The 21,856-nt window shown below is 65.0% G+C and carries 19 protein-coding genes; 10 read left to right on the top strand and 9 right to left on the bottom strand.

The genetic code is table 11. The features are described 5' to 3' along the window. The first annotated feature begins 47 nt into the window (after positions 1 to 47). The gene (locus tag XW59_RS09805) at positions 48 to 518 is read left to right on the top strand and encodes a peroxiredoxin (protein ID WP_047144766.1); all 471 of its coding nucleotides are present in this window, start codon (positions 48 to 50) and stop codon (positions 516 to 518) included. A 319-nt stretch (positions 519 to 837) separates the two neighbouring features. Continuing rightward, on the top strand, positions 838 to 2,112 hold the full coding sequence (locus XW59_RS09800; RefSeq protein ID WP_047144765.1) for a M23 family metallopeptidase: 1,275 nt from the start codon (positions 838 to 840) through the stop codon (positions 2,110 to 2,112). Between the two features lie 6 nt (positions 2,113 to 2,118). Here XW59_RS09800 and prfB read toward each other — a convergent pair. The 3 genes from prfB to XW59_RS09785 form a co-directional block, all read right to left on the bottom strand. Further along, a protein-coding gene (gene prfB, locus XW59_RS09795; RefSeq protein ID WP_136068093.1) for a peptide chain release factor 2 occupies positions 2,119 to 3,250 on the bottom strand; the annotation gives its coding sequence in 2 pieces (ribosomal slippage) (positions 2,119 to 3,183 and positions 3,185 to 3,250; 1,131 coding nt in all). A 130-nt stretch (positions 3,251 to 3,380) separates the two neighbouring features. Beyond that, complete coding sequence (locus XW59_RS09790) at positions 3,381 to 5,882, bottom strand: penicillin-binding protein 1A (RefSeq protein WP_047144763.1); 2,502 nt, start codon at positions 5,880 to 5,882, stop codon at positions 3,381 to 3,383. Between the two features lie 207 nt (positions 5,883 to 6,089). Next, complete coding sequence (locus tag XW59_RS09785; protein ID WP_047144966.1) at positions 6,090 to 7,289, bottom strand: N-acetylmuramoyl-L-alanine amidase; 1,200 nt, start codon at positions 7,287 to 7,289, stop codon at positions 6,090 to 6,092. Between the two features lie 672 nt (positions 7,290 to 7,961). Between XW59_RS09785 and XW59_RS09780 the strand changes: the two genes are divergently transcribed. Continuing rightward, positions 7,962 to 10,763 carry a ribonuclease E/G gene (locus XW59_RS09780; protein WP_047144762.1) on the top strand — a complete coding sequence of 934 codons (2,802 nt, stop codon included), beginning with the start codon at positions 7,962 to 7,964 and terminating at the stop codon, positions 10,761 to 10,763. An 88-nt stretch (positions 10,764 to 10,851) separates the two neighbouring features. Here the strand turns inward: XW59_RS09780 and XW59_RS09775 are convergent, their stop codons facing one another. Beyond that, positions 10,852 to 12,003 (bottom strand): aminotransferase class I/II-fold pyridoxal phosphate-dependent enzyme, encoded by a 1,152-nt coding sequence (locus tag XW59_RS09775; protein WP_047144761.1) that lies wholly within the window; start codon positions 12,001 to 12,003, stop codon positions 10,852 to 10,854. A gap of 127 nt (positions 12,004 to 12,130) precedes the next feature. On the opposite strand from XW59_RS09775, the gene XW59_RS09770 reads away from it, so the two are divergent. The 6 genes from XW59_RS09770 to aat all read left to right on the top strand — a co-directional run bounded on the left by XW59_RS09770 (position 12,131) and on the right by aat (position 17,456). Next, on the top strand, positions 12,131 to 13,528 hold the full coding sequence (locus tag XW59_RS09770) for a M48 family metalloprotease (RefSeq protein ID WP_047144760.1): 1,398 nt from the start codon (positions 12,131 to 12,133) through the stop codon (positions 13,526 to 13,528). A gap of 44 nt (positions 13,529 to 13,572) precedes the next feature. Continuing rightward, the gene (locus tag XW59_RS09765; protein WP_047144759.1) at positions 13,573 to 14,385 is read left to right on the top strand and encodes a DsbA family protein; all 813 of its coding nucleotides are present in this window, start codon (positions 13,573 to 13,575) and stop codon (positions 14,383 to 14,385) included. Positions 14,386 to 14,532: 147 nt separating this feature from the next. Beyond that, positions 14,533 to 14,970 carry a type II 3-dehydroquinate dehydratase gene (gene aroQ, locus XW59_RS09760; RefSeq protein WP_047144758.1) on the top strand — a complete coding sequence of 146 codons (438 nt, stop codon included), beginning with the start codon at positions 14,533 to 14,535 and terminating at the stop codon, positions 14,968 to 14,970. Between the two features lie 32 nt (positions 14,971 to 15,002). Beyond that, the gene (gene accB / locus XW59_RS09755; protein WP_047144757.1) at positions 15,003 to 15,470 is read left to right on the top strand and encodes an acetyl-CoA carboxylase biotin carboxyl carrier protein; all 468 of its coding nucleotides are present in this window, start codon (positions 15,003 to 15,005) and stop codon (positions 15,468 to 15,470) included. A 12-nt stretch (positions 15,471 to 15,482) separates the two neighbouring features. Next, positions 15,483 to 16,826 carry an acetyl-CoA carboxylase biotin carboxylase subunit gene (gene accC / locus XW59_RS09750; RefSeq protein ID WP_047144756.1) on the top strand — a complete coding sequence of 448 codons (1,344 nt, stop codon included), beginning with the start codon at positions 15,483 to 15,485 and terminating at the stop codon, positions 16,824 to 16,826. A 15-nt stretch (positions 16,827 to 16,841) separates the two neighbouring features. Further along, entirely contained in the window at positions 16,842 to 17,456 is a 615-nt protein-coding gene (gene aat, locus XW59_RS09745) for a leucyl/phenylalanyl-tRNA--protein transferase (protein ID WP_047144755.1), read from the top strand. A gap of 27 nt (positions 17,457 to 17,483) precedes the next feature. On the opposite strand, the gene XW59_RS09740 is transcribed toward aat, so the two are convergent. Both XW59_RS09740 and XW59_RS09735 read right to left on the bottom strand, forming a co-directional pair. Then, positions 17,484 to 17,918, bottom strand: a complete 435-nt coding sequence (locus XW59_RS09740) for a DUF2155 domain-containing protein (protein ID WP_082137516.1) — start codon at positions 17,916 to 17,918, stop codon at positions 17,484 to 17,486. Positions 17,919 to 18,044: 126 nt separating this feature from the next. After that, on the bottom strand, positions 18,045 to 18,443 hold the full coding sequence (locus XW59_RS09735) for an NADH:ubiquinone oxidoreductase subunit NDUFA12 (protein WP_047144754.1): 399 nt from the start codon (positions 18,441 to 18,443) through the stop codon (positions 18,045 to 18,047). 150 nt (positions 18,444 to 18,593) lie between these two features. On the opposite strand from XW59_RS09735, the gene XW59_RS09730 reads away from it, so the two are divergent. Next, on the top strand, positions 18,594 to 19,094 hold the full coding sequence (locus tag XW59_RS09730) for a hypothetical protein (RefSeq protein WP_047144753.1): 501 nt from the start codon (positions 18,594 to 18,596) through the stop codon (positions 19,092 to 19,094). On the opposite strand, the gene XW59_RS09725 is transcribed toward XW59_RS09730, so the two are convergent. The 3 genes from XW59_RS09725 to gatB are packed head-to-tail and all read right to left on the bottom strand — an operon-like array spanning position 19,078 to position 21,597. Beyond that, positions 19,078 to 19,539 carry a GNAT family N-acetyltransferase gene (locus XW59_RS09725; RefSeq protein ID WP_047144752.1) on the bottom strand — a complete coding sequence of 154 codons (462 nt, stop codon included), beginning with the start codon at positions 19,537 to 19,539 and terminating at the stop codon, positions 19,078 to 19,080. The two genes, XW59_RS09730 and XW59_RS09725, sit on opposite strands and share 17 nt — an antisense overlap. A gap of 49 nt (positions 19,540 to 19,588) precedes the next feature. Then, positions 19,589 to 20,089 carry a GNAT family N-acetyltransferase gene (locus XW59_RS09720; RefSeq protein WP_047144751.1) on the bottom strand — a complete coding sequence of 167 codons (501 nt, stop codon included), beginning with the start codon at positions 20,087 to 20,089 and terminating at the stop codon, positions 19,589 to 19,591. A 5-nt stretch (positions 20,090 to 20,094) separates the two neighbouring features. Next, positions 20,095 to 21,597 carry an Asp-tRNA(Asn)/Glu-tRNA(Gln) amidotransferase subunit GatB gene (gene gatB, locus XW59_RS09715; RefSeq protein WP_047144750.1) on the bottom strand — a complete coding sequence of 501 codons (1,503 nt, stop codon included), beginning with the start codon at positions 21,595 to 21,597 and terminating at the stop codon, positions 20,095 to 20,097. Between the last annotated feature and the right edge of the window lie 259 nt (positions 21,598 to 21,856).

Here is a 21,856-nt window from a genome sequence, read left to right as displayed (position 1 = left end):
CTATATCTGTCGCCTCCTGACGCGTAACCTCACAGAAGGGCGATCCCATGGCAAACTTCAATATCGGCGACACCGCACCGGATTTCGAACTTCCCGGAGACGGCGGCACGACCGTTTCCTTGTCGGCGCAGCGCGGAAAGCAGGTCGTCCTGTTCCTCTATCCCAAGGACGACACCAGCGGCTGCACCGCGGAAGCCCTCGCCTTCTCCGCTCTCAAGCCCGAATTCGAGAAGCTCGGAGCGGTTCTCATCGGAATGTCGCCGGACACGGCAAGGAGCCATGACAAATTCAAGGCAAAGCACGACCTGACCGTCATGCTTGCCGCCGACGAAGAGAAGAAGGTGCTCGCAGGATACGGCGTCTGGGTCGAGAAGAGCATGTACGGACGCAAATTCATGGGCGTCGAGCGGACCACCTATCTCATCGGCGCCGACGGCAGGATCGTCCGGAAATGGGAGAAGGTGAAGGTTCCCGGCCATGCCGAGGAAGTGCTCCAGGCGGTGAAATCGAACCGATAGGTTCCCGACGGCGAAGCAGGAACCTCTCGTCTCTCCGTACGTTCCCCCTTCAAGGAACGAGAACCGCAAGACCACGGAGAAGGAAATGCTGAGAGGACTGCTTCTGTGGATGATCGGCATACCGATCCCGATCATCATACTTCTGCTTCTGTTCCTCGACTGATCCTGCAGCCGCAGGACGTAAAAATGCCCCGATCAGCCATCGGGGCATTTTTCTTGTAGGCCGGCTTCGCGGCCGCGCGAACGTCCCGCCGAAAAGCTTTGTTAACCCTAATAATGTGTAATCGGGACCTGACATCTTTCGGCGTGGGTAGGATTCGTGACAGACAATCGGCAGGCTTCGGTCTTTGGCAGGCGGAGGGAGCCTCATACCGTCATCATCGCGCGCGGAGACCAGATCCGGCACTTCACCATCCGGCCCTGGATGGCCGCGCTCGCAGGCTCCGTGGTGGCCGCCGCCGCCGTCGGCTACCTGCTCGCCACCTCCTATCTCGTGCTGCGCGACGACCTGATCGGTGCGGCCGCCGCACGTCAGGCGCGCATGCAGCAGGCCTATGAGGACCGCATCTCGATGCTCCGCGCACAGGTCGACCGCATCACCAGTCGCCAGATGCTCGACCAGCATCTCGTCGAGAGCAAGGTCACCGAGCTGCTGGAGCGCCAGGCCCAGCTCACGCAGCGCCACGGGCGCATATCCCCGATCCTCGACCGGATCGGCGACGCCAAATTGCCGAACTCGGCTCCGGTTCCCGCTGGCAAGCCGGACCGCCAGGCGCGCCTGGGTTCTGCCGCCACCGCCTACGCCTCGGTGACCGGCGGCACGGAGCCCGCGCCCTTTTCATCGGCGTTCTGGGAAACCCGCCACGGCCATTCCGGCGGCGAAAGCGCCGCCGATCAGGCCGACAGGCTGTTCATGACCATCAATCAGTCGCTTCAGGACATCGAGGAAGAGCAGATCGCACGGCTCGACATGCTCGCCGAGGACGCCTTCGAGAAAACCGGGCGCATCGTCGAGGCGCTGGAAGAGGCAGGCCTCCAGGTCGACATCGACGAAGGCGGCCAGGATACCGGCGGCCCCCTTCTCCCGGTTCAGCCGCTCAATTTCGACATGCGCGTCCGCGAACTCGATCAGGCACTCAGCAAGCTCGAGACGGTGACGGAGATGACCAAGGCCCTGCCGATCCACAATCCCGCCCCCGGCCGCTCGGTTTCCAGCACCTTCGGCATCCGCCGCGATCCGCTGATCGGCGCCCCGGCCATGCATGCCGGCATGGACTTCCGCGCCACGACCGGCACGCCGGTATTGGCCGCGGGGGCCGGAAAGGTGATCAGGGCCGGCTGGAACGGCGGCTACGGCCGCATGGTCGAGGTCGAGCATGGCGACGGCTTCACCACACGCTATGCCCATATGAGCAGGATCGGCGTGAAGGCTGGCGAGAGCGTGAGCACCGGCGACGTGCTCGGCAAGGTCGGCTCGACCGGCCGTTCGACCGGCCCGCATCTGCACTACGAGGTCCGCCGAAACGGCGAACCCCTGGATCCCGTACGCTTCCTGAAGGCCGGCAGGACCGTCAAGAAGCTGATGCAGCCCTGACCTCGATCAGTCGAGATCCGCGACCGGCTGGCCGGGAGCACCCTCGATCTTCTGGGACAGCGACGCTTCCATGAATTCGTCGAGATCGCCGTCGAGCACGTCCTGCGGACTGGTGCTTTCCACCCCCGTGCGAAGATCCTTCACGAGCTGATAGGGCTGCAGCACGTAGGAACGTATCTGATGCCCCCAACCGATGTCGGTCTTCGACGACGCCGATGCGTCGGCCGCCGCCTCGCGCTTCTTGAGCTCCTCTTCGTAGAGCCGCGAGCGCAGCATGTCCCATGCCTTGGCCCGGTTCTTGTGCTGCGATCGCTCGGCCTGGCACTGCACCACGATACCGGTCGCGATGTGGGTGATGCGGACGGCTGAATCGGTGGTGTTGACGTGCTGGCCGCCGGCGCCGGAGGCGCGGTAGGTATCGATCCGTACGTCAGATTCCGAGACGTCGATCTCGATCGACTCGTCGATGACCGGATAGACCCAGATGCTCGCGAAGGAGGTATGGCGCCGCGCGTTGGAATCGTAGGGCGAGATGCGCACCAGGCGGTGGACGCCGGATTCCGTCTTCAGCCAGCCATAGGCGTTGGTGCCCTTGATCAGCACGGTCGCCGACTTGATGCCCGCCTCCTCGCCGTCGTGGATTTCCATCACCTCGACCTTGAAGCCGCGACGCTCCGCCCAGCGGGTGTACATGCGCAGCAGCATGTTCGCCCAGTCCTGGCTTTCCGTGCCGCCGGCACCCGCGTGCACCTCGAGATAGGTGTCGTTGGCGTCAGCCTCGCCCGAAAGCAGGGTTGCGATCTGGCGGGCCTTCAATTCGCCGCGCAGCGATCTGATCGCCGCTTCGGCTTCCTGCACGACGGCTGCGTCGCCCTCTTCCTCGCCCAGCTCGATCAGGCCGACATTGTCCTCCAGCGCCTGATTGAGCCCGGTGATGGCCTTGATGTTGTCGTCGAGGGTCTGGCGCTCGCGCATGAGCTTCTGCGCCTCCTGCGGATCGTTCCACAGATCGGCGTCCTCCGCGCGCATGTTCAGGTAATCAAGTCGTTTTACGGCCTGATCCCAGTCAAAGATGCCTCCTCAGCAGGCTTATGGCCTGCTTGATTTCGTCGACGAGATTTTCGGTTTCCGCTCGCATGGCAGCTTCGCTGTCCGTTTCTGCTTGGTTGATGAATCGGGCCGGAACATAGGGGGGTGGCCAGGTGCTGTAAAGTGAAACGGCCACGCAGTCATTCGCCTGCGTGGCCGTTTTCCTATGGTTTTTGACGTCAGTAGAGGCCGCCGCCCGAACCGGATGTGATCGCCTCGCTCGCCTGCGGAGAGATTTCCCTGGCGCGCTCCTCCTGGTTGGAATCCATGCCGATCACCCAGTAGCTGTCGGCCGGCCCCGTACCGGGCTTGAACGCTTCCATGATCGCACCCGAGGCGCCTTGCGAGGCGCGCATGCCCGACTTGCGGTCGACGGCGATCATCTTCATGCCTTCCGGCACGCGGAAGTCGACCGGCGGCGTGTCCTTCAGCGCCTCGGCCATGAACTCCTTGAAGATCGGAGCGGCGAGGCCGCCGCCCGTCGAGCCCTTGCCCAGCGGCGTCGGCCGGTCGTAACCGAGATAGAGGCCGACGACGAGGTCCGGCGTATATCCGATGAACCAGGCGTCCTTCTCATCATTGGTCGTGCCCGTCTTGCCGGCGATCGGGCGCTTGAGCTCGGAAACGGTGACGGCGGTACCCCGGCTGACGACGCCTTCCATCATCGAGGTGATCTGGTAGGCGGTCATCGGGTCGAGCACCTGCTCGGCGTTGTCGACGAGCTCCGGCTCCGACTGCTCCTGCCAGGTATTGGCATTGCAGCCCTCGCAGGGGCGCTCGTCATGGCGGTAGACGGTCTTGCCGTAACGGTCCTGGATGCGGTCGATCAGCGACGGCTTGATCTGCTTGCCGCCATTGGCCATCACCGAATAGGCGGAGACCATGCGCATGACGGTCGTTTCGCCGGAGCCGAGCGACATCGCCAGCACCGGCAGCATCTTGTCGTAGACGCCGAAGCGTTCCGCGTATTCCGCGACGAGGTTCATGCCCATGTCGTTGGCGAGCCGCACCGTCATCAGGTTGCGGGACCGCTCGATGCCGGCGCGCAGGGTCGAAGGCCCGGCGAAGCCGCCGCCATAATTCTTCGGCTCCCACACCTGGTTGCCGACCTTGATCGAGATCGGGCCGTCGAGCACCACCGAGGCGGGCGTATAGCCGTTGTCGAGTGCGGCCGCGTAGACGATCGGCTTGAAGGAGGAACCCGGCTGGCGGTAGGCCTGCGTCGCGCGGTTGAATTCGGACTCCGAATAGGAGAACCCGCCGACCATTGCGAGCACGCGGCCCGTATGCGGGTCCATCGCCACCATGCCGCCGGAAACCTCCGGAACCTGGCGCAGCACCCATCCCGCGGCCGGGATCTCCTTGACCTCGTCCCTGCCGTCCTCGCCGCTGGCCGCGGTGAGCGCGGGGTTTTCGATCATGACGACGTCGCCGGGGTTCAACACGCCGGCCGGCGAATTGGCCTTGACGCGCTTGCCGTCCACCGTGTGGCGCAGCGCCCAGCTCATGTCCTTGGCGGCGACGGAAACGATATCGCGCGCTTCCACGAGCTCGCCCGAGGCCTTGCGGGCAGGCTGCAGGCCGACCTTCAGCCCTTCCGACGAGGATTCCAGCACCACCCCCAGCTTCCACTCGGGCACGTCGCTCAACCGGGGCACCTCGCCGAGCGGCACGCCCCAGTCTCCCTCCACGGAGACCGTGGTGACCGGTCCGCGATAGCCGCGCAGCGTGTCGTATTTGATGAGCCCGTGCTGAAGCGCCTTGCGGGCGATGAGCTGCATCTCCGGATCGAGCGTGGTGCGCACGGACAGCCCGCCCTCGTAGAGCGCGTCCTCGCCATAGCGGGCGATGATCTCGCGGCGGACCTCCTCGGTGAAATACTCGCCCGCGAACAGGTAGGTTCCGCCGCGGCGCGGCGTGACGCCGAGCGGCAACGCCTTGGCCTTATCGGCCTCCTCGGTCTCGACATAGCCGTTGGCGACCATCTGGTCGATGACCCAGTTGCGGCGCTCGAGCGCGCGCTCGGTGTGCCGGAACGGGTGATAGTTCGACGGACCGCGCGGAAGCGCGGCCAGATACGCGGCTTCCGCGACCGTCAGCTCGTTCACCGACTTGTCGAAATAGGTCAGCGCCGCGCCGGCGACGCCGTAGGCGCCTAGGCCGAAGAAGATCTCGTTGAGATAGAGTTCGAGGATGCGGTCCTTCGAATAGGCCTGCTCGATGCGGAAGGAGAGCAGCATCTCGCGCACCTTGCGCTCGATCGTCTGGTCCGACGTGAGCAGGAAGTTCTTCGCCACCTGCTGGGTAATCGTGGACGCGCCGACGGGGCGGCGGCCGGAGCCCATGTTCTGGGCGTTGGTGATGACCGCTCGCGCCAGGCCCGTCACGTCGATGCCGGGATGGTTGTAGAAATTCTTGTCCTCGGCCGAAAGGAAGGCGGCCTTGACGCGGTCCGGGATCGCCTGGATCGGAAGGTAGAGGCGCCGCTCGCGGGCAAACTCGCCCATCAGCGCGCCGTCGGAGGCGTGGACGCGGGTCGTCACCGGCGGCTCGTACTTGGCGAGCACTTCGTAGTCGGGCAAATCCTTGGTGAGGTGGCCGATATACATCGCCACGCCACCCGCCACCAGCAACGCCAGCATGATGCCGATGCCGAAGAAATATCCGATGAGACGTATCATGCCCACTCCAGTCTACGGATCCGGTACGATCCTCGCGGCGTGCCGTAGCGCTATCGCTATCTGCCTTCCGCTCTTCAAGTCACGCTCGTGCTCCGCCCATGTGGGCAAAATGCGGCGGCCGAAAAGAGCTTCTGCATGATTTTGAAATTAAACCACAAAGTGTTGTGCCATTGCAACGATGGCCGCAAGGGTTGCCGCCGCCGCGTTTCATCCGCCCGCACCGGCTTTCGCCGCGGCGAACATGTCGATTGCCGAGACGATGCTGTCAATGGCCTTGGCGCGCCATTTCGGATCGCGCAGCTTCACCTCGTCGGCTTCGTTCGAAAGATAGCCGAGCTCCAGCAGGACGGACGGCACGTCCGGCGCGCGCAGCACCCTGAAACCGGCGAAACGATGGGGATTGTTGATCATCTCGATCGAATTCGACAATTCGCCGACGAGCGAGCGGGCGAAGCGCATGGAGAAGGAGTGGGTCTCGCGCCTGATCAGGTCGACGAGGATGTCGGCCACGCCCTGATTCTGCTCCTCCACCTCGATGCCGGCGATCTCGTCGGAGAGGTTCTCGCGGATCGCCTTCGCCGCCGCTTCCGCGTCGGAAGCCTTGTCGGAGACGGTGTAGACCGTCGCGCCGCTGATCCCCTTCAGGCGGATCGTGTCGGCATGCACCGAAATGAACAGGTCGGCCTCGTGCTGGCGGGCGATGCGCACGCGCTCGTCGAGGCGCAGGAACACGTCCCTGTCGCGCGTCAGATAGACGTCGTATCTGGAGGTGTCGTCGAGGCGCTTCTTCAACTCGAGCGCGAAAGCCAAGGTTATCGTCTTCTCCAGCGTGCCTTTCGAGCTTTCGGCGCCGCTGTCTATGCCGCCATGCCCCGCGTCGACCACGACGGTGAACTTGCGTGTCTCAGGCTTTGTCGGGGTCGCGAGGCGGTCCACCTTGCGGGTCGTCTGCGTCGCGCCCGTGGTGCCGATCTGGTCGCTCAGCGCGGCCTCGAACGCCTTTTCCGAGCTGGCGACGATGTCGGCGACCAGCCGGTAGCCGGGCGATGATTCGTTCTGCACCACCTCGAAATGCTCGACCTCGAAGGGCGTGTCCATCGAGACGATGACCCGGGAAGCGCCGCTTTCCAGATTGCCGTGACGCACGTCGGTCACCATGCCGCGCGGCTCCAGCTCGGCCTCGTCGAATCGGAAGGCCGTTTCCGGAAGGTCCACGACCAGCCGGTGCGGATTGCGCAGCAGCAGCCACCGCACCTCCGGCTCGCGGTCGAACTGCATGATGATGCGCACGCGCGAGGCGTCGCCGGCCATCTTGTAGCCGTCGGCCTGGAGTATTTCCTGCGCGGACGCGCCCCTCGCCGCGACGGCGCAAAGGACAACCAGAAGGAGAAAGCAGGCCGACTTCACGGTTTGCGCGAAATCCGGGACGGCAAGGCCCCATCCACGCGTCGTGACATTATCGCTTGCTGGAAACGAGCACGGCTGCATTGCGTCCCAAGATGACTCAAACGTTGAAAATCCGAAATACGCGCGGTTAACGACTGGTAATCGGTGATGGTTAATCAAATATTTAAGGAGCCCGCAAAGCCGGGCGAACCGTGGAAGACTCCTTCCCGCCACTTTTGCCGGCATCCAAATCGGGGTTGCCATGACCTTCGCCAAATCATAAAAGCGAGGTTGGATCACCGCAATGCCTGCAATCGGTCCGAGACGCGATCGCTGCAGGCGCGGGCGATGCCGCCGAATTTCTTCAAGGCGTTTCCGGCAACGAGGAACCCTTGAGTGATGAAAACGGCCGGAACGGTGAGTTCCGCGCCGGCTCGGTCAGAGCAGCAGAGAACGGTCCGGCAACCGCCGGATCTTGGTTGAAAAGGTTTCGTAAGACACGAATGGCCCCATCCGCATCGCCACCCAAACCCGGAAATGACCGCGCCGTTCCGGCCGCGGCCGGTTTGGGCGGTGCGCTTCGGCAGTGTCTTGCGAACCCGCAAATGTCCGGATCGCCGGCAAGACAGTTAAGAAAGCCGCATGCCCCAGCGCGCTTCCCCGTGTCTGCCCGCACCGGGGAGAAAAGAAATAATGCCCAACAAGATGCTTATAGACGCCTCCCACCCGGAGGAAACGAGAGTTGTTGTCGTTCGCGGTAACCGCATCGAAGAATTCGACTTTGAGTCGCAGGACAAGAAGCAGCTAAAAGGAAACATCTACCTCGCCCGCGTCACGCGGGTGGAGCCTTCGCTTCAGGCGGCGTTCGTCGAATATGGCGGCAACCGCCACGGCTTCCTGGCCTTCAGCGAAATTCACCCGGACTACTACCAGATCCCGGTCGCCGACCGTCAGGCGCTGTTGCGGGCGGAGGAAGAAGCCGCCGCCGCGGAAGACGAGGATTCGGACGAATCGGAAGAGCGCGGCCGCAACCGCCGCCGCCGTCGCGGCAACCGGAGCCGCGGTGGCCGCGGCGATGAAAAGCGCGCGGACGCTTCTTCGGACGCGGAAGACGGCGCCGAGGCCTCCGAGGACGGCACGCACGACGACGACGGCGGTTCGGTGATGGCCGAGGCCGTCGATGCCGACGTGATCGCCGAGGACGTCGGCGAGGGCCGTGGAAGCGACGACGCCGACGACGCGGGCGGCGAGGATGCGAACGGCGCCGGCGGCGATGACGGCGAGGTCGAATCGGTCGGCGCGGGCGACGCCATGGAAGAGGTGCGCGACCGCCGCAAGCCGCCGCGCCGCCATTACAAGATCCAGGAAGTCATCAAGCGCCGCCAGATCCTGCTGGTGCAGGTGGTCAAGGAGGAGCGCGGCAACAAGGGTGCGGCACTCACCACCTATCTCTCGCTCGCCGGCCGCTATTCGGTGCTGATGCCGAACACCGCGCGCGGCGGCGGCATCTCGCGCAAAATCACCAATGCGCAGGACCGCAAGCGCCTGAAGGACGTCGTCAAGGATCTCGAAGTGCCTCAGGGCATGGGCGTGATCCTGCGCACGGCTGGCGAAAGCCGCACCAAGGCCGAGATCAAGCGCGACTACGAATATCTGATGCGGATGTGGGAGAACGTCCGCAACCTGACGCTGCAATCGACCGCCCCTGCCCTCGTCTACGAGGAAGGCAGCCTGATCAAGCGCTCGGTGCGCGACCTCTACAACAAGGACATCGATGAAATCCTCGTCGCAGGCGAGGACGGCTATCGCGAGGCCAAGGACTTCATGCGCATGCTGATGCCCAGCCATGCGAAGGTCGTCCAGCCCTATCGCGACAAGGCGCCGATCTTCGCGCGCAACGGCATCGAGGCCCAGCTCGACCGCATGCTGCAGCCGCAGGTGACGCTGAAGTCCGGCGGCTACATCATCATCAACCAGACCGAGGCGCTGGTCGCCATCGACGTCAACTCCGGCCGCTCCACCAAAGAGCATTCGATCGAGGACACCGCGCTCCAGACCAATCTGGAAGCGGCCGAGGAGGTCGCGCGGCAGTTGCGCCTGCGCGACATGGCGGGACTGATCGTCATCGACTTCATCGACATGGAGGAGAACCGCAACAACCGCTCGGTCGAGAAGAAGCTCAAGGATTGCCTGAAGAACGACCGCGCCCGCATCCAGGTCGGCCGCATCTCCCATTTCGGCCTCCTGGAGATGTCGCGCCAGCGGATTCGTGCTTCCGTGCTGGAATCGACGATGCAGCCTTGCCCGCATTGCGGCGGCACCGGCCATGTCCGTTCCGAATCGTCGGTCGCCCTGCTCGTCGTGCGTGCGATCGAGGAATTCCTGCTCAAGGACAATCGCAACCACATCACCGTGCGCACGCCGACCTCGACGGCGATCTACGTGCTCAATCACAAGCGCTCCATGCTTGCCGAGCTCGAGGCGCGTTTCGGCCTGACGATCACGGTGGAAGCCGACGACACGGTGCGTTCGCAGCACTATGCGATCTTCAAGGGCGCGCCGGTGGAGCGCCCCGTCACGATCGAGGCGCCCTCCATCTCCGTCGCGGATCTCGATGACGATCTGGTCGAGGACGAGGAAGTGCCCGCCGAGGAAGCTGACGAGGCCGAGAGCCATGTCGAGCAGCCGCGCGGCGGCGATGACGGCGAAGGCCAGCGCAAGCGTCGCCGCAGGCGGCGGCGGCGTGGCGGCCGCGACCGCGATCGCGAACAGCAGGCGCCGGGAGAGGCCGCGCCGGTGGAAGACGCTGCCGCCGACACCGACGGCGACGAGGATGCCGACGAGAACGACGCGGAAGCCTTTGCCGACGACGACGCGAACGGCAATGACGGTTCCCGCAAGAAGCGCCGCCGCGGCAAGCGCGGTGGTCGCCGCAATCGTCGCGACGAGGAGGACGCGGAGCAGGAAGCCGGTGCGGTCGCCGAGGCTGCCGAAGCCGAGGTGATTGCCGAAACCGTCTCCGCCGAAGTGCCGAACGTGGACGAAGCTGCCATGGCGGCCGTGGAACAGGCCTCCTCCGTAGTGGAGACGAGCACGGGCGACGCTTCGGCCGAAGAAGCGCCCGAGGCCGAGGCAGTCGCCGAGGAGCCGAAGGCCAAGAAGCCGAGGCGCACGACGAAGCGCGCCAAGAAGGAACCGGAGCCCGAGGTCGTGGAAGCCGAGGCCGCACTTGCTACGCCTGAGCCGGAAGCACCGGAAGCAGAGGCGCCGGCAGTCAAGAAGAAGGCTGCGCCGAAGCGCGCGCCCAGGCGCAAGGCGGCGGCTGCGGAAACCGAATCCGAAACCTCCAGCGAGCCGGCGGCCCCCGTCGACGCCGGGGAGCAGGTCGCGGACGCGGAGGCGGAGCCGGTGGTGGTTTCGTCCGACGCCGCAGCCGGGAGCGACGAGCCCAAGCAGCGCAAGACCGGCTGGTGGCAGCGCAAGGGCTTCTTCTGATCGCGTCAGAGCCGCTGAGAACGAAAACGGCATTGAAAACCGGCCTTTGGGCCGGTTTTCTGCTTTTCAGCCTATGGTCGTTCCGCTGCTATCCGTTCAGCCAGCGCTCCAGGGCGTCGGTTGCGGCGATCATGTCCTCGTGGCTTCCGGCATAGGAAAACCGCATGAAGCGGTGGCCTTCGCGCGTGTCGAAGTCGCGTCCGGGCGTCGCCGCGACATGCGCCTCGGCGATCATGCGCCTCGCGAATTCCATGCTGTCGTTGGTGTGCTGGGATACGTCGCAATAGGCGTAGAAGGCTCCGTCCATCGGGGCGGCGACCGGCAGGCCGAGCGCCGGCAGCCTCGCGAGCAGCAATTCGCGGTTCAGCCGGTAGCGCTCCTTGATCGCGTCGAGTTCGCCGGAAGCGTCGAAGGCCCGCTCCGCCGCGATCTGCGAAAGCTCCGGCGCGGAAATATAGAGGCTCTGCTGCAGCCGCTCGACCGTTCTGACCAGCGGTTCGGGCAGCACCATCCAGCCGATCCGCCAGCCGGTCATGCAGTAATATTTCGAGAACGAGTTTATGACCGCGACGCTGTCGTCGAAGGCGAGCGCGCTCATGTCCTCGCCGACATAGGAAAGACGGTGATAGATCTCGTCCGAGATGGCCGCGACGCCGAGATCGGACGCAGCCGCCAGCAGCTTGCGCAACTCCTCGGCGGGAATGACGGCGCCGGTCGGGTTCGCGGGGCTTGCGAACAGGACGCCCTTCAGCGGCACCTTTCGGTGCTCGGCCTCCAGCAGCTCCGCGGTCAGATATCCATGTCCGCCGAGCGGGATTTCGACCACTTCCAGGCCGAGCGCGGCCAGAATGTTGCGATAGGCCGGATAACCGGGCTCGGTGATCGCCACGCGGTCGCCCGCGTCGAACATGGCGAGGAAGGCGAGGTTGAAACCCGCCGAGGAGCCGGTCGTCACGACGATTCGCTCCGCGGGCACGGCTAGGCCGTAATGGTCGCGGTAGTGGCGGCTGATCGCCTGGCGCAGCGAGGCGCGGCCAAGGGCGTCGGTATAGCCGATGCTGCCCGTCGCCAGCGCCCGCGCGGCCGCCTCGCGGACGATCGGGGGCGCCGGATCGAAGGGCTGCCCGACCGCCAGCGAAACCACCTGTTTGCCCGTGGCGCGCAACCTGTTAGCCTCGGCAAGCACGTCCATGGCGTGAAACGGCTCGACCGCGCCGCGTTTGGATATCGATATCGGCATGGATGCTCCTGGTTCCGCGGCTCGCCGCCGCGCCGCACAAATGCCCTATTGATGTGGGGATCACAAGTTCATGAGAAAATGCGCAGCGTCTTTCCTTCAAGCTTCCCGTCGGATACCAGTGCGAGGCATGAAATCACGCTCCGCTGCCGCATCGATTCTGGCACGGCCCGCCCGTTTTGTGGCGGCGGCGCTGCTGGCGATTCAATCCACGCTCCTTCCGCTCTCCTCCGCGCAGGCCCAGCAGCGCGTCCCCATCGTGCGCGACGCGGAGATCGAGGCGCTGGTGCGCGACTATGCGGCGCCGATCCTGAAGGCGGCGGGCCTCTCCCGTTCCGGCATCGAGATCGTGCTGGTGAACCAGCCCTCCTTCAACGCCTTCGTCGCCGGCAGGCGGATATTCATCAACACCGGCGCCCTGATGACCGCCGAGACCCCCAACGAGATCATCGGCGTGCTCGCCCACGAGGCCGGCCATATCGCCGGCGGCCATCAGCAGCGCCTGCGCGACCAGATGGCGCGCGCGCAGACGATGTCGGTGGTGGCGACGATCCTCGGCATAGGTGCCGCGGTGGCCGGCGCGGCCAGCGGCACCCAGGGCCTCGCCCAGTCCGGCGCCGGCCTTGCCATGGGCGGCGGCGAAGCGGCGCGGCGCAGCCTGCTCGCCTATCAGCGCACCGAGGAGATCACCGCCGACCGTTCGGCCATCACCTATCTCGAGCGCACCGGCCAGTCGGCGCGCGGCATGCTCGCGACCTTCGAGCGGCTCGCCGACGGGCTCTCGCTTTCCGGCGCCCGCGTCGATCCCTACCAGATCAGCCATCCGGTCCCGCGCGAGCGCATCGCCAATCTGGAGACGCTCGCCCGCCAGAGCCGCTATTTCGACCGCACCGATCCGCCGGCGCTCCAGCAGCGCCACGATCTGATACGCGCCAAGATCGCCGCCTACACGCAGGGTCAGGCGGCAACCTCGCGCCTCTTCCGCAACGACCGCGGCAGCCTGGCGGCGCGCTATGGCGACGCGATCAGCACCTTCCTCGCCGGCAATCCGCGCGGCGCGCTGCCCAAGATCGACGCGCTGATCCAGGCGCAGCCGCGCAATCCCTATTTCCACGAGATGCGCGGCGAAATCCTGATCAAGGCGAACCGGCCGGCCGAAGCCGCCCAGTCCTTCGCCCGCGCGCTCAGCCTCGATCCCAACAGGTCCGGCATCATCCAGATCGGATATGGCCAGGCCCTGCTGGCGACCGGACAGCCCGACCAGATACGCAAGGCGGTCAGCGAGTTGCAGACCGGCCTCAGCAAGGCACGCGAATTCGCCGCCGGCTATCGCTACCTTGCCCAGGCTCACGGCCAGCTCGGCGATATCGCCCAGGCGGAGCTTGCAACGGCCGAGGGCCACTATTATTCGGGCAGCATCCGGGACGCGAAGATCTTCGCCGCGCGCGCCCAGCAGAAACTGCCGCAAGGCTCGCCGGGCTGGCTCAAGGCCCAGGACATCATCAATCAAAAGCAACCGGGCAGATAGGCAAGCCGCCAAACGCCGGGCCGCAATGCTGAGGGAATTCTGGAATGGGTAAGGCAATCGCATTGGGCGTCACCGGCGCCGTCATTTCCGTCGGGATGCTCGGGCTCGGCTATCTGGTGGGAAGCGGCGGTGCCGGCCTGCCGGAACGGAGCCCCGCTCCCGCGGCTGCAAGCCAGCCCCTGCCCGTCGCGACGGCCGACCGCGGCGCGGTGGAGGCGATCGTGCGCGACTATCTCGTCGCCAATCCGGAAATCCTTCTCGAGGTGCAGCAGGCGCTCGAGATCAAGCAGCAGGAGCAGCAGCGGGTCGCCCAGACCGAGGTGATCTCCGGCATGTCCGGGCAATTGTTCAACGCCGCCCATGACGGCGTGGTCGGAAATCCGGAAGGCGACGTCACCATCGTCGAGTTCTTCGACTACAATTGCGGCTACTGCAAACGCGCGCTTGCCGACATGGAGGCGCTGGTCGCCGCGGATCCGCAATTGCGCTTCGTGCTGAAGGAACTGCCCATCCTCGGGCCGGATTCGCAGCAGGCGCACATCGTGTCGATGGCGTTTCGCTCGCTTGCGCCGGAGAAGTACGGCGATTTCCATCGCGAGCTCCTCGGCAGCGGCCGCGCCAACGAGGCGACCGCCATCAAGGTTGCACTGGCCCAGGGCGTCGACGAGACGCAATTGCGCGAGGCCATGAAGGATCCGGCGATCGCGAAAGCCTTCGGCGAAACCTACACGCTCGCCAACGAGCTCTCCATCACCGGCACGCCCTCCTATGTGGTCGGCAACGAGGTCGTCTTCGGCGCGCTCGGCCAGGAAACGCTCGCCGAGAAGATCGAGGCGGCGCGCGCCCTGACCAATTGAAGCCGTTTTGACGTTTTTCCTCTCCATCGACGGCTTTTTGCGCCTGTGGACAGGAAAAGAAGCCACTTGCCCCCTTTGCCGGGCGGTTTATGCCGATTATAGAAGTGCCCGCGCGCGAGCTTTTTCGCGCATGGCTGGATGTTTCGTATGACCAAGACGATTTTTGTTCTCAACGGCCCCAACCTCAACATGCTCGGCAAGCGGGAGCCCGGCATCTACGGCGGCAAGACGCTCGACGAAATCGGCGCGGACTGCCGCAAGGCGGGGAAGGAGCTCGGCCTCGACGTCGATTTCCGCCAGACCAATCACGAGGGCGTGCTGGTCGACTGGATCCAGGAGGCCGGCGAGAAGGCGAAAGCCATAATCATCAATCCCGGCGCCTACAGCCATACCTCGATCGCGATCCACGACGCCCTGCGCTCGGTGGCGCCGCTGCCGGTCGCCGAGGTGCATCTCTCCAACATTCATGCGCGTGAAGCGTTCCGCCACGTATCCATGGTTTCGCCGGTCGCGCTCGGCGTCATCTGCGGCTTCGGCCCGTACGGATACGTCATGGCGCTTCAGGCGCTCGCAGCCCGGCTTTGACCGGCAAACGAAAAGACAAGGACGATAGCCAGATGTCGACGAAGAAAGCCGGTGTTGACCAGCAGCTCATTCGGGACCTCGCGAGCATTCTCGACGAGACCAACCTGACCGAGATCGAGGTGGAGCAGGACGACATGCGCATACGGGTTTCGCGGCAGTCCGCGCCCGTCCAGGCTTTCGCGCCCGCTCCGGCATACGCAGCGCCGGCGCCCGCGGCAGCTCCCGCCGCGCAGGCCGCCCCCGCTCCGCAGCCGGCCGACCAGAACAAGAACGCGGTTGCCTCGCCCATGGTCGGCACGGCCTACCGCGCCGCGGCTCCCGGTGCCGCGCCCTTCATCGAGATCGGCCAGCAGGTCAAGGAAGGCCAGACGCTGCTCATCATCGAGGCGATGAAGACGATGAACCAGATCCCTTCGCCGCGCGCCGGCACCGTCACGGCAATCTTCGTCGAGGATGCCCAGCCGGTCGAGTTCGGCGAGCCGCTCGTTGTCATCGAATAGATCGGGACCGGAATGTTTCAGAAAGTCCTGATTGCCAATCGCGGCGAGATAGCGCTCCGGGTATTGCGCGCCTGCAAGGAGCTCGGCATCAAGACGGTCGCCGTGCACTCCACCGCCGACGCCGACGCCATGCATGTGCGCCTGGCCGACGAGAGCGTCTGCATCGGCCCGCCGCCCTCGCGTGACAGCTACCTCAACATCCACCAGATCGTCGCGGCCTGCGAGATCACCGGCGCCGACGCGATCCATCCAGGCTACGGCTTCCTGTCCGAGAACGCCAAGTTCGCCGACATCCTCGCCGCCCACAACATCACCTTCATTGGCCCTTCCGGCGACCATATCCGCGTCATGGGCGACAAGATCGAAGCCAAGCGCACCGCCAAGCGCCTCGGCATTCCGGTCGTTCCCGGCTCCGAGGGCGCGGTCAGCGACGAGAAGGAAGCGAAGCGGATCGCCGCCGAGATCGGCTATCCCGTCATCATCAAGGCTTCCGCCGGCGGCGGCGGCCGCGGCATGAAGGTCGCCCGTTCCGAAGAGGACCTCGTCGTCGCGCTCGCGACCGCCCGTTCGGAAGCCGGCGCCGCCTTCGGCGACGACGCCGTCTATATCGAGAAATACCTGGAAAAGCCCCGCCACATCGAGGTTCAGATCGTCGGCGACGGCGCCGGCAACGCCGTCCATCTCGGCGAGCGCGACTGCTCCCTGCAGCGCCGCCACCAGAAGGTCTGGGAAGAGGCGAACTCGCCGGCGCTCAACGCCGAGGCCCGCGCCAGGATCGGCGATATCTGCGCGACGGCCGTTGCCGACCTCGGCTATTCGGGCGCGGGCACGATCGAATTCCTCTACGAGAACGGCGAGTTCTACTTCATCGAGATGAACACGCGCCTTCAGGTCGAGCATCCGGTGACGGAGGCGATCACCGGCATCGACCTCGTGCACGAGCAGATCCGCGTCGCTTCGGGCGGCGGCCTCTCGGTCCGCCAGGAGGACGTGCGCTTCCAGGGCCATGCCATCGAGTGCCGCATCAACGCCGAGGATCCGAGGACCTTCGTCCCCTCGCCCGGCACGATCACCCATTTCCACACGCCGGGAGGGCTCGGCATCCGCGTCGATTCGGGCGTTTATTCGGGCTACAAAATTCCGCCCTATTATGACAGCCTCATAGGCAAGCTGATCGTCCACGGACGCAACAGGGTGGAATGCATGATGCGTCTGCGTCGCGCCCTCGACGAGTTCGTGGTGGACGGCATCAACACGACGCTGCCGCTCTTCCGCGACCTGGTCGGAAACTCGGACATAGCCAATGGCGACTACGACATCCACTGGCTCGAGAAACATCTCGCCTCGCACGACTGAGGCTGAAAGGCCGTCATGACGCGGCCTTTCGCCCCCGGCTACCGCATTCCGCCCGACCTCCTGTTGCGGGCCTATGCGTCCGGCGTCTTCCCGATGGGGGAGAGCGCAGAGGATCGTGAAATCTTCTGGGTCAGGCCCGAGACGCGCGGTGTCATCCCGCTCGACGGCTTCCACATGCCCAGGAGCCTGCGCAAGGTCATCCGCCAGGGACGCTTCGACATCCGCTTCAACACGGATTTCGCCGGCGTCATGGAAGGCTGCGCCGAGCCGTCGGAAGGCCGGCACAATACCTGGATAAACGGACCGATTCGCGAAGCCTACTCGGCGCTTCACGATCGCGGCTACTGCCACTCCGTCGAGGCCTGGCGCGAGGATCGCCTGGTCGGCGGTCTCTACGGCGTGACGCTTGGGCGGGCCTTCTTCGGCGAAAGCATGTTTTCGCGGGAGGCGGATGCGTCGAAAGCCTGCCTTGCGGCGCTGGTCGAGCGCCTGCGGGAACGCGGCTTCGTGCTGCTCGACACCCAGTTCACCACGGAGCATCTCAAGCGGTTCGGGGCGGTGGACATTCCCCGGCGCAAATACGAGACATTGCTGGAAGACGCCCTGCGCGACGAAGCCCGGTTCGACTGATCGCCGGCGGGGAAACCGAGCGGCGGCTCAGTTGGTCGAGGAGGCTTCCGGCGGCGGCACGTCGGACTTGTCCTTGCAGCTCTTCAGCCACACGTCGTAGACGGCATGCTCGACGGCGTTGAGGCCCGGGCTTTCGGCGAACATCCAGCCGGTGAAGATGCGGCGTATCTTGCGGTCGAGCGTGATCTCGTCCACCTCCACGAAGGAATCGGTCTTGGGTTCCTCCGTGTCCGGCGCGGAGTAGCAGACGCGCGGCGTGACCTGCAGCGCGCCGAACTGGACCGTTTCGTCGATATAGACGTCGAATGTGGTGATGCGCCCGGTGATCTTGTCGAGACCGGCGAATTCGGCGACCGGGTTGACCGCGCGTTCGGCGAGCGCCGGCGCTGCGAGCATGCCGAAGGCCGAAAGGCCGAGAATGGCGGCCAGAAATCCGGGGCGAAGCAGGTTTGCTGAAATCATCGCGAGAAGCGGCCCTCTTGCATGTCGCCCCTGTCCCACCAGCAGCGCCCTTTCGAACAAGTCCCGACGCCCTATCGTGAAATTATGGCGATAAAAGCTCCGGCCGCAATGGGTCGGAGCCACGGATCAGTTGCCCGGCGTCCAGGCATCGTAGTCGCCGGTGACGCGCGGGCGCTCTTCCGTGCCGAGGATCGAGCCCTTGGGCCGGTAGGCCGCGGCTGACCCGGTCAGGTTCGGCTCGTGCGGTTTCTGCCATTCGCGCGGCTTGTAGTCCTCGTCCGTCGGCGGCGTGTCGACGCGGTGCTGGATCCAGCCGTTCCAGCCCGGAGGAACCGTGGAGGCCTCGGAATAGCCGTTATAGATCACCCAGCGGCGGGTGCGACCCTCCGGATCGACGCCTCCCTCATAGTAGACATTGCCGAATTCGTCCGAGCCGACGCGCTTGCCCTTGCGCCAGGTATGAAAGCGCGTGCCCAGCGTCTGTCCGTTCCACCAGGTGAAGAACTGTTTCAGGAAGGTCGTCATGGAATCCTCAGGCAAGCCCCATTTGATCCAGCCGCCTTATGGCCTCCAAAGCGGCTGAAGGCAAGGGCTTGTACTCCGGCGCGGCGATTGGCAGCGGACTATTCCCCGCATAAGCTCCGATATCCGCCGCCGCAAGGGAAGGAGCCGCTCATGGCCATGATACAGGTCTGGGAATTGCTCAGCTACATGGTCACCGTGATCGGTCTGCCGGTGGCGATCTTCTTCTTCGTCTACGAGCAGCGCCGCCAGCGCGAGAACGAGGAGGAGGAAATCTACCAGATTCTGTCGGACGGCTATATCGACTTCCTGAAGCTCGCCATCGACAACCCGGACCTCAAGCTTCAGGCGAACGCCGCCGTCCTCGACCTCACTGAGGAGCAAAGGGAACGCATGCTGGCGATGTTCGGCATCCTCATCTCGCTTTTCGAGCGCGCCTATCTGGTGGTCTATGACGACAACATGTCCGAGCGCAGGGCGCGGCGGTGGCGATCGTGGGAGGATTTCATGCGCGAATGGTGCCGGCGCGAGGATTTTCGCGACAACCTCGATCTGCTCCTGCCGGGAGAGGACCCCGATTTCGCCGTTCATATCCGCAAGATAGCGGAAGAAGAGAACGCAAGCCCGCGCCCGGCCGTCACGGCTTCATCTTGAAGCCGGCATGACTCTTGGCGAAGCCGAGCCGCTCGTAGAAGCGGTGGGCGTCGACGCGTGCATTGTTCGACATGAGCTGGACGAGGCGGACGCCCTCGCCCCTCGCCTTTTCGATGGCGAAGCGAATCATCCTTTCGCCGATCCCCCGGCCGCGCATGTCGGCGCGCGTCTGCACCGCCTCGATCGTCATGCTCGTCGCGCCGCGTCCCGTCATGCTGGTGATAAGGGTCGTCTGGAAAGTGCCGACCACCTCGCCGCCGAGCATCGCCACATGGAGCGTATCGTTCGGGCTCGCCGCTATCTTCTCGAAAGCGGTGAGGTAGTCGCCGCCCGCCGCGGCATCCGTCGTATCGCCATGCCCACCCAGGGTGTCGGCGGCGAACAGCGCGACGATCGCCGGCACGTCCACCCGGCGGGCTTCGCGGATTTCGAGATCCTGTATCATGTCGGGACGGCCTCGGAGAAAACTCGATGCATTCCAGCTTCGGCCAAACTCAGTCGACCCACACGATCGGCCGTTCGTAGATAGCGGCTGCAATTCCCGATCGCCGCGCGCCGCAGTCGGCTGTCATGCCGACCTTCGCGAACCCCTGGGCGAGGTAGAAGGCGACGGCCTTGGCATTCGCCTCCTCCACCTCCAGCCGCAGCTTGCCGGCCTCTGGGAAGCAGCTCTCGATCTCGTCCAGGAGAAGACCGCCTATGCCCCTGCCCTGAAAGCCCGGTCTCACATAGAGCTGGCGCAGCATGACGGTCCTGCCCTCGTCCGTGGCGTCGGCAAAAGCCATGCCGCCAAGCCGCTTGCCGTCGTCCGCGACGAGGAATTCCGAATGCGGCCGCGTCAGTCGCGCCCGCAGCGAGGCGATCGAATGCCAGTCGTCGGTGATCTCCGTCACGCGCTCGGCGCCGTAGATGCCGTCATAGGTGTCGTGCCAGGTCTCGACGAGGAGCGCGCGCACGGCATCGAGATCGCGCTCGGATGCGGTGCGCACGAACATGACCGTCAATCCTCGAGCCCGAGCTTGGCCTTGACGAGGTCGTTGACGGCCTGCGGATTGGCCTTGCCGCCGGTCGCCTTCATGACCTGGCCGACGAACCAGCCGGCGAGCGTCGGCTTGGCCTTCGCCTGCTCCACCTTGTCCGGATTGGCGGCGATCACGGCATCCACCGCCGCCTCGATGGCGCCGGTGTCGGTCACCTGCTTCATGCCGCGGCTTTCGACCAGCTCGCGCGGATCGCCGCCCTCGTTCCAGACGATCTCGAACAGGTCCTTGGCGATCTTGCCGGAGATCGTGCCTTCCTTGATCAGGTCGAGGATGGCGCCGAGCTGGTCGGGCGAAACGGGCGACTCCTCGATGTCCTTGCCCGCCTTGTTGAGCGCGCCGAGGAGGTCATTGATCACCCAGTTCGCGGCCGACTTGCCGTCGCGACCTTCGGTCACCTTCTCGAAGAACTCCGAGATCGCCTTTTCCGACACGATGATCGAGGCATCGTAGATGGAAAGCCCGAACGTCCCGATCAGGCGCGCCTTCTTGTCGTCGGGCAGCTCCGGCAGGTCCTTCGCCAGCGCCTCCACATAGGCCTGGTCGAACTCCAGCGGCAGCAGGTCCGGATCGGGGAAATAGCGATAGTCGTGCGCCTCTTCCTTGGAGCGCATCGAGCGCGTCTCGCCCTTGCCGGGGTCGAAGAGCCGCGTTTCCTGTTCGATCTGGCCGCCATCCTCCAGAATGCCGATCTGGCGCCGCGCCTCGTATTCGATCGCCTGGCCGACGAAGCGGATGGAGTTGACGTTCTTGATCTCGCAGCGCGTGCCGAACGGCTCGCCCGGCTTGCGCACGGAAACGTTCACGTCGGCGCGCATCGAGCCTTCGTCCATGTTGCCGTCGCAGGTGCCGAGATAGCGCAGCAGGCTGCGCAACTTGGAAAGATAGGCTTTCGCCTCGTCGGAGGACCGCATGTCCGGCTTCGACACGATTTCCATCAGCGCGACGCCGGAACGGTTGAGGTCGACGAACGACATGGTCGGATGCTGGTCGTGCATCGACTTGCCGGCGTCCTGTTCGAGATGCAGCCGCTCGATGCCGACCTCGATGTCCTCGAACTCGCCCTTTTTGTCGGGACCGACCGAGACGATGACGGTGCCCTCGCCCACGATCGGCTGCTTGTACTGCGATATCTGGTAGCCCTGCGGCAGGTCCGGATAGAAATAGTTCTTCCGGTCGAAGACCGAACGGTTGTTGATCTTCGCCTTGAGGCCGATGCCGGTGCGGATCGCCTGCCTGACGCATTCCTCGTTGATGACGGGCAGCATGCCGGGCATGGCGGCGTCGACGAGGCTGACATTGGCATTGGGCGCCGCGCCGAATTCGGTCGAAGCGCCGGAGAACAGCTTCGCCTCCGACGTCACCTGCGCATGGACTTCCAGGCCGATGATGATTTCCCAGTCGCCGGTCGCGCCGGGAATGAGGCGTTTCGGATCGGGCGTGCGGGTGTCGACGATGGTCATGGAAATCCGGTCGCTGGTCAGATGTGTGGGCTTTGCTGGGTCTGTCGCTAGTCCAATTGTCGAACGCTGGCAAGACGACAGGCGGTCGCCTCTGGATTTTCCGGCCACGCGCGGCTATATGAGCGGCTCCTTCCAAGGGAGCTTTTATGTCCAACCAGTCTGAGTCCCGCTGAGGCCCTGACCTTCACCGAAGGCAGGGCGTGAAACCACTGAACAACCGCGCCGTATCACGGCCGCGGCGTTTTTCGTTGGCCCTTCG

The organism is Aquamicrobium sp. LC103, assembly GCF_001014615.2.
Lineage (GTDB): Bacteria > Pseudomonadota > Alphaproteobacteria > Rhizobiales > Rhizobiaceae > LBCQ02.
The sequence above is the reverse complement of the archived record's forward strand: the minus strand, read 5'-3'. Positions and strand labels throughout refer to the sequence as shown.

Excerpts from the sequence above, each read along its gene's own strand:
- XW59_RS09805 (WP_047144766.1), top strand. The coding sequence starts at position 48 with ATGGCAAACTTCAATATCGGCGACACCGCACCGGATTTCGAACTTCCC.
- XW59_RS09790 (WP_047144763.1), bottom strand. The coding sequence starts at position 5,882 with ATGATACGTCTCATCGGATATTTCTTCGGCATCGGCATCATGCTGGCG.
- XW59_RS09780 (WP_047144762.1), top strand. The coding sequence starts at position 7,962 with ATGCCCAACAAGATGCTTATAGACGCCTCCCACCCGGAGGAAACGAGA.
- XW59_RS09775 (WP_047144761.1), bottom strand. The coding sequence starts at position 12,003 with ATGCCGATATCGATATCCAAACGCGGCGCGGTCGAGCCGTTTCACGCC.
- XW59_RS09770 (WP_047144760.1), top strand. The coding sequence starts at position 12,131 with ATGAAATCACGCTCCGCTGCCGCATCGATTCTGGCACGGCCCGCCCGT.
- XW59_RS09765 (WP_047144759.1), top strand. The coding sequence starts at position 13,573 with ATGGGTAAGGCAATCGCATTGGGCGTCACCGGCGCCGTCATTTCCGTC.
- aroQ (WP_047144758.1), top strand. The coding sequence starts at position 14,533 with ATGACCAAGACGATTTTTGTTCTCAACGGCCCCAACCTCAACATGCTC.
- accB (WP_047144757.1), top strand. The coding sequence starts at position 15,003 with ATGTCGACGAAGAAAGCCGGTGTTGACCAGCAGCTCATTCGGGACCTC.
- accC (WP_047144756.1), top strand. The coding sequence starts at position 15,483 with ATGTTTCAGAAAGTCCTGATTGCCAATCGCGGCGAGATAGCGCTCCGG.
- aat (WP_047144755.1), top strand. The coding sequence starts at position 16,842 with ATGACGCGGCCTTTCGCCCCCGGCTACCGCATTCCGCCCGACCTCCTG.
- XW59_RS09740 (WP_082137516.1), bottom strand. The coding sequence starts at position 17,918 with ATGATTTCAGCAAACCTGCTTCGCCCCGGATTTCTGGCCGCCATTCTC.
- XW59_RS09735 (WP_047144754.1), bottom strand. The coding sequence starts at position 18,443 with ATGACGACCTTCCTGAAACAGTTCTTCACCTGGTGGAACGGACAGACG.
- XW59_RS09730 (WP_047144753.1), top strand. The coding sequence starts at position 18,594 with ATGGCCATGATACAGGTCTGGGAATTGCTCAGCTACATGGTCACCGTG.
- XW59_RS09725 (WP_047144752.1), bottom strand. The coding sequence starts at position 19,539 with ATGATACAGGATCTCGAAATCCGCGAAGCCCGCCGGGTGGACGTGCCG.
- XW59_RS09720 (WP_047144751.1), bottom strand. The coding sequence starts at position 20,089 with ATGTTCGTGCGCACCGCATCCGAGCGCGATCTCGATGCCGTGCGCGCG.
- gatB (WP_047144750.1), bottom strand. The coding sequence starts at position 21,597 with ATGACCATCGTCGACACCCGCACGCCCGATCCGAAACGCCTCATTCCC.